The organism is Sporosarcina sp. P13, from assembly GCF_002743055.1.
In the GTDB taxonomy this organism is placed as follows: domain Bacteria; phylum Bacillota; class Bacilli; order Bacillales_A; family Planococcaceae; genus Sporosarcina.
In genome coordinates this window covers 22243-31717 of record NZ_PDYM01000036.1, presented here as the reverse complement: position 1 = coordinate 31717, position 9475 = coordinate 22243, and the positions used below count along the sequence as shown (strand labels likewise).

General features: G+C 42.8%; 8 protein-coding genes. 6 read left to right on the top strand and 2 right to left on the bottom strand.

Going from position 1 to position 9475, the window contains the following annotated elements; all coding sequences use genetic code 11:
* Positions 1 to 547 precede the first annotated feature (547 nt).
* Complete coding sequence (locus tag CSV79_RS13590; RefSeq protein ID WP_099689605.1) at positions 548 to 733, bottom strand: YhzD family protein; 186 nt, start codon at positions 731 to 733, stop codon at positions 548 to 550.
* 167 nt (positions 734 to 900) lie between these two features.
* On the opposite strand from CSV79_RS13590, the gene CSV79_RS13585 reads away from it, so the two are divergent.
* The 5 genes from CSV79_RS13585 to yhaM all read left to right on the top strand — a co-directional run bounded on the left by CSV79_RS13585 (position 901) and on the right by yhaM (position 8163).
* Positions 901 to 1800 carry an ABC transporter ATP-binding protein gene (locus CSV79_RS13585; protein WP_099689604.1) on the top strand — a complete coding sequence of 300 codons (900 nt, stop codon included), beginning with the start codon at positions 901 to 903 and terminating at the stop codon, positions 1798 to 1800.
* Positions 1793 to 3052: an ABC transporter permease gene (locus CSV79_RS13580; RefSeq protein WP_099689603.1), complete on the top strand. Its 1260-nt coding sequence runs from the start codon at positions 1793 to 1795 to the stop codon at positions 3050 to 3052. Before CSV79_RS13585 ends, CSV79_RS13580 begins: the two co-directional genes overlap by 8 nt.
* 111 nt (positions 3053 to 3163) lie before the next feature.
* Positions 3164 to 4375, top strand: a complete 1212-nt coding sequence (locus CSV79_RS13575) for a metallophosphoesterase family protein (RefSeq protein ID WP_099689602.1) — start codon at positions 3164 to 3166, stop codon at positions 4373 to 4375.
* 1 nt (position 4376) lies between these two features.
* Positions 4377 to 7208, top strand: a complete 2832-nt coding sequence (locus tag CSV79_RS13570) for an AAA family ATPase (RefSeq protein ID WP_099689601.1) — start codon at positions 4377 to 4379, stop codon at positions 7206 to 7208.
* A 16-nt stretch (positions 7209 to 7224) separates the two neighbouring features.
* Positions 7225 to 8163 carry a 3'-5' exoribonuclease YhaM gene (gene yhaM / locus CSV79_RS13565; RefSeq protein ID WP_099689600.1) on the top strand — a complete coding sequence of 313 codons (939 nt, stop codon included), beginning with the start codon at positions 7225 to 7227 and terminating at the stop codon, positions 8161 to 8163.
* An 87-nt stretch (positions 8164 to 8250) separates the two neighbouring features.
* Here the strand turns inward: yhaM and CSV79_RS13560 are convergent, their stop codons facing one another.
* Positions 8251 to 9186 (bottom strand): peptidylprolyl isomerase, encoded by a 936-nt coding sequence (locus tag CSV79_RS13560; RefSeq protein WP_099689599.1) that lies wholly within the window; start codon positions 9184 to 9186, stop codon positions 8251 to 8253.
* Between the two features lie 154 nt (positions 9187 to 9340).
* On the opposite strand from CSV79_RS13560, the gene CSV79_RS13555 reads away from it, so the two are divergent.
* Positions 9341 to 9442, top strand: coding sequence for a YjcZ family sporulation protein (locus CSV79_RS13555; RefSeq protein ID WP_099689598.1), 102 nt, complete (start codon positions 9341 to 9343; stop codon positions 9440 to 9442).
* Positions 9443 to 9475 lie beyond the last annotated feature (33 nt).

Sequence of the window (9475 nt, the reverse complement as noted above, 5' to 3'; positions counted from 1 at the left end):
CATAGTTTTTTGAAGTTAGTAAGGAATTTGGTAAGTTCAAGCCACTTCAATCCGCTTCTGTATGTAGCTAGTAATTCATCATTGTACCCACTACGGCGCTGGCGGATGGCTCCCGCAATGAGCCAGACAGGAAGAACGCCTATCTGTCTCATTGCTCCGCCTACCGCTTGTAAGGCGCCTTCGTTTTTTTTAGTAGTATTAGTTAGCGAAGTACATTGAAGTCAAAAAGTGAAATTCAGTAAGTTCCAAAGACTACCAACACTACACTGTACGCACTAGCGTAGGCACAACTGCGGGGTCAGCCGAAGCTATGAGACAACTAGCGCGACCTTCGCTTGTTGGCTCATGGCGGGAGGCAATCCCCCACGTGCCGCAGCGTTGATAGAAAGTTGACCTTTACTAATTTCAGTTTCGAAAGAAGTCGCGCAACGATCCAACACAAATGGGTATTTGACAAAAAGCCAATCAATATAGCATTCAGGAACCTGCACGTATTAAACAGCACAAAAAAAGACTGCCTCACCAATGGTGGGGAACAGTCTCTCGTTTACGAATGGAATAACAATAGCTTTCCTAGTGGAGAAGCGAGTCGATGTGTACGCTCCAATAAATCTTTCTCGGTAAGCAGTTGAAGCCCTTGCTCCTTCGCTGCGTCATCAGTCTCCGCCGTGAATGTCTCTTCCGTAATTAGCGAACCATTTTTCTCATAAGCAGTCAATTTGTAAGTTTTCATCCAATCGCCTCCATTAACTTTTGACAAGTATACTATGAATTCAGATAAATTAATAGTGATTCATTAAGATTTGTAAGCGATATCTTTAATAGATTAATAAAAAGTGAAACGAAACTCTTTCTAATTCGTAGACCTAGAATAGACAGAATATAAAGGAGATGATATGAATGGCTTTACAGCTAGAACAAGTCACTAAAAAATTCGGAGGTTTTACTGCAGTAGATCGTCTATCATTGACTGTGGAAGAAGGAACGATGTACGGCTTTCTCGGAGCGAACGGTGCAGGCAAGACGACGACATTTCGAATGATTCTTGGTTTACTTACGGCAACGGAAGGATCCATCGCGTGGAATGGCCAGAAGATTTCTTACGCAACAAGTCCTCAAATCGGTTATCTGCCAGAAGAACGAGGGCTGTATCCGAAGATGAAAGTACATGAACAATTAGTCTTTCTCGGTCAATTACGTGGGATGAATAAATCAGATGCAAAAGTTGCCGCGCTGAAATGGCTAGAACGATTCGAAGTGCCCCATTACACGAATAAAAAAGTTGAGGAATTATCAAAAGGAAATCAACAGAAAATCCAAGTGATTGCGGCATTGATGCATGATCCAAAATTGCTCATTCTCGATGAACCGTTTTCAGGGCTCGATCCGGTGAATGTTGAAATGTTGAAAAAAGCAATTATTGATTTCCGTAATAGTGGCGCGACGATTCTTTTCTCTAGTCATCGGATGGATCACGTCGAAGAATTATGTGAACAGCTCAGTATCATTCATCACGGACAACAACTTGTCAGCGGGAAGTTACGAGATGTCAAACGATCCTTTGGTAAACAAAATGTTAGGCTACATGCTGACTTTTCCCTAAGTGACTTAGACTCCATTAAAGGTGTCGAAACTGCTCATCACTCATTAGATGGGGCGGTGTTCCAAGTAGACGATGACGAAGTAGCCAATCAATTATTGCAGGCAGCACTACAAAAAGGACCGATCCGCCATTTTGAAATTGAAGAACCCTCGTTACAAGATATCTTTATCGCGAAAGTAGGTGAAGAGAATGCGTGAGTTTTGGATAATATTTAAGCAAAGCTTCGTTACGAAGGCGAAGACGAAATCATTCTTCATCACCACATTAATCATGGTTGCGGGGATTTTTCTCTTTGCAAACTTACCTACGCTTATTAAGACCGTAAGTAATGTAATGGGCGATAGCAAAGAAGATGTCGTAGCGGTGCTAGACGAGAGCAACGTGTTAGTAGACCGTCTGGAAGCTCAGCTCAAGCAAAGTAATGAAGCGATTACGATTGAGCGCTCGGATGAAACAACAGCACAGTTGAAGCAACAAGTAGAAGATGAAAAAATTAATGCATTTATAGAATTGGATTTTGATGCTTCAAATACAATTCAAGCGACTTATACGACAGGTAGCTTGGTCGACCAATACCTCTCTTCTACATTGGCAGACGCACTGCAATCCATTCAAACCGAAGTGAATGCAGAGAAATTATCGCTCTCTGGTGAACAAGTGGCGACATTGTTTACGCCTATTCAATTTGACAAGCAAAACGTCTCGGCTTCTGCTAAATCAGAAGATGAATTGAACTCGGCACGGGTTCTCGTGTATGTGCTCATGTTCGTCATTTATTTTGCGGTTATTATTTATTCTTCAATGATTGCGACAGAGGTGGCGACAGAAAAGTCCTCACGTGTAATGGAGATTTTGATATCCAGTGTATCTCCGGTAAAGCATATGTTTGCCAAAGTTCTAGGGATTGGATCACTTGGAATTGTCCAGATCTTGATTTACGGAGCAGCGGGTTTGCTTGCTTATAAACTAACTTCTGTCGGGGAAGAAAATGGTTTTTCAGCGTTCTTTAGTTTGGAAAATCTGGAAGTGAGTACACTCATATATGCGGTGGTGTTCTTCTTACTAGGCTACTTCTTGTATGCGACACTTGCCGCATTGCTCGGATCACTTGTAAGTCGGACGGAAGATGTCCAGCAAATGATTATGCCTATGTCATTACTCGTGGTGGCCGCATTCATCATCGCGGCAACAGGTCTTGGAAATCCCGAGATGGGCTATTTGAAGATCGCTTCATTCATACCGTTCTTTACACCATTAGTCATGTTCTTGCGTGTCGGCATGCTCGATCTTCCATTATGGGAGCCTTTACTTTCGATTGCGATTATGGTTGTGACGATTAGTATCCTCGGATGGTTTGGAGCAAAAGTCTATCGTGGCGGTGTACTAATGTATGGCCCTTCACGTTCATTAAAAGATTTAAAAAAGGCAATTCAATTAGGAAAAGAATAGTATGGCCGGAGCCTGTCATCTAAAGAAGATGGCAGGCTTTTGTCTGTGCTTTCCAGCGATGGAATGAGTATGGTAAAATAGAGAACGAGTATTCGTGGGAGGGGTGTATTTATGGAGACAATCCGTTTTTTACATACAGCTGATTTACATTTGGACAGCCCATTTAAGGGAATGGCTGCTGCAGGTCCGGATGAACTAGCAAGATTACAGCAATCAACTTTTGCGGCGTTTGATCGATTCATTGCGTATGCGGTGGAACAACGTCCGGATTTCATCGTCATCGTTGGCGATATATATGATGGGGAAGACCGAAGTTTACGCGCGCAGATTCGTTTTCAGCAGGCGATGCAGCGACTAGAAAATGCACAAATTCCTGTCTTTCTATCGTATGGTAATCACGATCATCTAGCGGGAAATTGGACACGTGTTTCTTTACCAGAAAATGTTCACGTGTTTGGGGATGAAGTTGAGCAAAAGCAATGGACGATCAGGGGCGAGACGATTACTATATATGGCTTTAGTTATCCGCAACGCCATGTTAAGGAACCGATGATTGAAGACTACGCAACAGCGGGGCCAGATGGACTTTATATCGGCCTGTTGCATGGCAGTGTGGCAGGGGATTCTGCACACGCGGTGTATGCGCCATTTACAGTGAGCGAACTTCAGCAAAAGAACTATCACTATTGGGCGCTCGGTCATATACATAAGCGTCAGTTATTGGCGCAAGAGCCACCTATTGTCTATCCAGGAAATATACAAGGGCGGCATCGCAATGAACAAGGCGTCAAGGGATTTTATGATGTTTCTTTATCACGTGAACAAGCGAACACAACGTTCATCCCGACTTCAGCTATTGTTTTCACAGCGCTGACTGTTTCTTGTCGAGGAATTGAATATGCGGATGATTGGGTAGCGGCATGTCAGGAAGCGATTGACGGTGTTGTAGCTGAGCTAGGCAGTATTATCATCGAATTAGTTATGACAGATACGGAAGAACTAGCTGACAATTTACAGCGCTCAGCTTCCGAATCAGAATGGCTTGATATTTTGCGTGAACAATATGTTTTGAATGAGCCATTTGTTTGGATTGCCACGATTGATTGGCCGTCTTCGTCTACTAGTGAATTCTCAAATACGCTATTAGAGCCGGTAGTGGACACGTTGACAAGTTGGAAGCTAGAGGATTGGGATGAATTAATGAGCGAGCTATATGGTCATCGGGCAGGACGCTATATAGAACGACTGACGTTGAGCGATAGAGAGCAATTGGAACAACAGGCGACAGCGTTGTTGGCAGCTGAATTATTGAAGGAGGGATGATATGAAGATCCGAAAAATTGTTCTTTATGGATTCGGTCAACACGAGGATGTAGAAATCAATGTGCAGGCTGGCATGAATATTCTATACGGTCCGAACGAAGCAGGCAAGACGACGATTCAGCAAGCGATCCTTCATATTTTATTTGGCTTTCCACAAAAGAATCAGCAGGAGCTTCGCTATGAACCGAAAACAGGTGGGAAATACGGTGGCTGTCTCTACATAGACGACAAAGAATTTGGACCTTGGATGATTGAGCGGGTTCGCGGAAAATCGTCGGGGGATGTGACGGTACATTTTGGAGACGGACGTAAAACGGGTGAGGATGAACTTAAACGTCTTTTGAGGGGATATGATCGAGCCGCGTTTGAAGCTATTTTCTCCTTCTCACTATTTCAGTTACAAGGACTTGAACGAATGGATGAAACGGATATTAGTCGTACATTGCTTGCATCAGGCACGACGGGTCTTGATACATTGTGGAAAGTAGAAAAGAAGATGGATAAAGAGATGGCTGCGTTATTCAAAAAAGCTGGACGAAATCCTCCGATGAATCAAAAGCTAAAAGAACTGAAAGAACTCGAACTAGCTATGCAAAAAGAACAGCAGAAACTGGCGACATTCGAACCGTTATCGATACGAAAACAGCAAGTGGATGAACGTGTTAAAGCGTTGCGACGCGAAGAACAACAGTTACATGAACAGGCGGAAGAACACCGAGTCGCTATGCAAGTCATGCCTTTGCAGCAACAACAAAAACAAGTGACCGAGCAGCTGGCAGCATTGCCGAGTGAAAGTTTTCCCGCAGATGGAATCCGGCGTTATGAAGAATTAGCGAGTAAACAATCAGAACTCCAGTCAAAGAGAATGCGTATCGTTAAAGAGCAGCAACTGACCGCAGAAACCATTGTGATGCGGCCAGACAATGAACAACGTCAAATCGAACGTTGGGTGGCACAAGAAGCGGAGTGGCATCGTCTGCGTGGGGATGTCCTGTCAGCAGAACAGGAAATACGAGCACTAGAAAAGAAGCAACAGCAATCTAAACAACGCCTAGGCCTAACTGACGCTCAACAGCAGGCGATAGAAGAGATGGACTTATCTATTCAGCGGGAACGGCAATTGGAGCCTTTATTGCAAGAACAGACAACTGCTGAGCAACAATTACAAGCACTGAACCGGATGCTGGCGGAAGCGGAAAGCGAACGTCAGGAAGCGGAGGAACGAAAGATTTTACTTGCACATCAACAGCCGACAGATGCCGAACGTCAGCAACTAGCAAAACTCCCCGAGCTTAAACGCCAATTGGATGAAGCAAAAGCTAGAGTGTCCGTCGCAAAGCAATCCACTAACCGTGCGATTCCTGTATTCTTTATGGTCATGGGTCTTCTGATCGGCGCATATGGTGTGTGGCAACAAGATTGGTTCATTGTGACAGTCAGCTTAATCACGATAGTTGCTGGAATTTTGTTGTGGAAAAAGCAACCTGATTCAATGGAAGATTTACATGATTTCATTGATAAACATGAAGTACATGTAGAAGAGATGAAGCGTTTAAAAGAACAGGTAGCGGAGCATCAGCGTCAATGTCAGCAACTCGAAGCAGAGATTGACAGGCTGGATCGAAAACTACAGAAGCTAGCGGCAGAAATGGAGCAAGTACATCATCAGATGCAACAAGCAGGGATTGCACTTCAACAAGCGGTACAAGGGGATCCAATTGATAGTACAAGTAATCTACAAGAAAATTTCCGTTTGCTACGGGAATACCAAGATATACTCGCCGAGCAACGGACGTGGAAACTTCGACTAGCAAATGGGAAACAACAAATACGCACATGGGTCGATCAAGTGGAAATGTTGCTAGGGCCAATTTCCGAAGATACACTCTATGAACAACTGCGACAAGAGCTTATGAAACAGAAAGCTTCTAAGGAAAAGGATCATAATCGGAAGCAATTGCTTAAAGATCTTGATAGTCAATTGAATGAAGTGGATACATTACTGGCAACTGTTCAGCGTGAGATAGAAGAATTATTTCGTCTACCGGATGTTTCAGATAAAGAACAATTCTATGCGGCCTATCAAACCGATCAGGAAGCTCAGTTATTGAAAAGGCAGCTAACGGAAGTTAATTCACAGCTCGCATTGTATTCGAAAAAGCCGTTGACATTTGATTGGACATTACCAGAGCTTGAACGGCAGCGAACGGAAACGACTGAGCGTTTGCAAATTATTCGAAAAGAAGTGACAGCGCTTGTAGATGAGCAAGTGAAAATGGATCATAAACTTACAGAGATGGGAGCAAGTCAGACGTATAGTGAACTGCAGCAGCTATTTGAAGTGAAAAAAGCGGAACTAGAAGAGCTAGCGAAACAGTGGGTCGTTAGAAAAGCCGTTATGGAATCGATTCGACAGACGATGAGTGGGTGGAAAGAGCATCAATTACCAGCTGTTTTAACGCTTGCGAATACATGGTTCAGTTGTTTAACAGGAAATCGCTATCGTACATTGACTTTAACTGCTGAAGGATATTTTCAGGCAGTGACAGCTAGCGGACAATCCTTTATGATTAATGAGCTTAGCCAAGCGACGAAGGAACAAGCGTATCTATCCTTACGGCTCGCACTCGCTTCTGAACTTTCGAACCGGGCACCGTTTCCTGTAATTATGGATGATCCATTTGTTCACTTTGATAATGAAAGACTTTCGCGTATGATAGAAATAATTAAAGAATTACAGCCATCTCATCAGTTTTTATATTTCACTTGCCATGCAGATATGCAGTTGAAATGGTCAGGTGAAACTTCTGTGATAGAGATTGGTAAACAGTAGAAGGAGAGATCCATGAATGAAAAAACTAATGGAATACCAAGTCGGCGAATCTGTTGACATGTATTTATTGATCAAACAAGCTACTAAAGGTGTAACCCAACAAGGCAGTCCTTTCATGACATTGATTCTCCAAGATAAAAGCGGGGATCTCGAAGCGAAGTTGTGGGACACTGGTGAAGAACAAGCGCAAATGTACCAAGCCGCGAGCATCGTCAAAGTGGGTGGAGAAGTCCATGAATACCGCGGGAAAAACCAATTGCGTATTAAAGCGATTCGCCCTGCAAAAGAAGAAGAAGGCATCACAATCGCGGATTTGGTGCCTTCTGCTGAAAAAAGCAAAGAAGTATTATTTGAAGAGCTTATGCAGTATTTCTTTGAAATGAAAAATCCACAAATTCAGCGATTGACTCGCCATTTATTGAAAAAGCACCAAGCGGATTTCATGTTGTATCCAGCCGCTACAAGAAATCATCACGACTACGTGTCTGGTCTTCTCGACCACGTTGTCTCGATGTTGAAACTCGGCAAAGCGATTGCGGAACTGTACCCAACATTGAACAAAGATTTGCTGTATGCGGGAATTATTCTCCACGATATCGGTAAAGTCATTGAGCTATCCGGCCCAGTAGGCACGCAATATACAATCGAAGGAAATTTATTAGGCCACATCACAATTATGGTCAATGAAATTTCCAAAGCAGCCGAAGAACTTGAGATTGAAGGCGAAGAATTGATGTTGTTGCAGCATATGGTTCTGTCGCATCACGGCAAAGAGGAGTGGGGAAGTCCGAAGCGCCCAATGCTGAAAGAGGCTGAGATTCTACACTATATCGATAATATTGATGCGAAGATGAACATGCTAAATCGCGTCATGTCCAAAACCACACCAGGAGAATTCTCCGAGCGAGTCTTCCCACTGGATAATCGTTCATTCTATAAACCGACATTTGAATAAGAAAAAGAAAATAAGTAGATACTTTATACCAAATTTCATATTAAAAAAACTCCCTCGACATGTTTCGGTCGTGGGAGTTTTCACTATTTATTTACTTTCTTTTTCTTCTGCTTCAGCGCCATCTTTTTCAACAGCAGGCTCTTCTTCAGCAGCTGGCTTTTCGTCCATCTTGAATAGGTCAAGAGCAGATTTTAGATCTTCGTCCTTGATCTTAACGTCTGCGTCTTTCACTAACTTAGAAACTTTAGCCAATAGCTCACTCTCGTCTGCTTTTTCCATCAATAGCTCATGACGAATTTCATCTTTCTTTTCGTCAGTAATTTTTTCACCATCTTTTTGGCGCTTTTCTTTCACTTCGATAATGTGGAAGCCGTGGTCTGATTGAACAGGCTCACTAATTTTACCTGGCTCTAGGTCATATGCTGCGCTCCAGAATTCTGGAACCATCACACCATAAGCGAACCAGTCTAAATCTCCGCCTTCTTCTTTAGAACCTGGATCTGTAGAGTATTCTTTTGCAACTTTCGCAAAATCTTCACCTTTGTCCAATTTTTCTTTAACTTCTTTTGCAGTAGCTTCATCTTCAACCAAAATATGACGAGCGTTGATTTCTGTTTGAGATTCCTCAACACGTTTGTTCAACTCTTCTTCTGATACTTCGATGCCGTCAGTTAACGCTGCTTCTTGTAACTTGTTTAGACGAATCATTTTCTTGAAGCTGTCGGGTGTTTGACCTTGTTGTGCTAGGAATGCTTCGAAGTTTTCTCCAAGCTGTTCTTTGTTCTTATCAAACTCAGCGTCTACTTGTTTCTCATCCACTTTATACTTATCTTCAAGTACCTTTTCAAGGATGATCATTTGCAACGCCTGTTCACCCACTGATGTTTTCATTTCTTTGTAAAACTCTTCTTTTGTTATGTCTCCGGCTTTAGATGACATAACGACTTCGCTATCTCCACCTGAACAAGCAGATAGTGCGACAACGGATGCTGCGAGTGTAAATGCTAGAAATTTCTTTTTCATTTTAAAACTCCCCTAATCTGAATATCTATTCAATCTATTCAAGATAATACTATAGCATAAAACGCTTGAAAAACAAAAAGGTTCCCGTTATCGATGTGCCCAATCGCTTATTTATCCATTCGCATAAGATACAGTGTGAAAGGGGGTGCCTTCCATGAGCGGTTACACTCAAGGCGGAGCAGGTACATCCGGCTTTGCTCTAATTGTTGTTTTGTTCATCTTGTTGATTATTGTAGGTGCAGCATACTTGTATTAAAAAAAGCCCCACTCCTCCCAAGGAGTGGGCTTA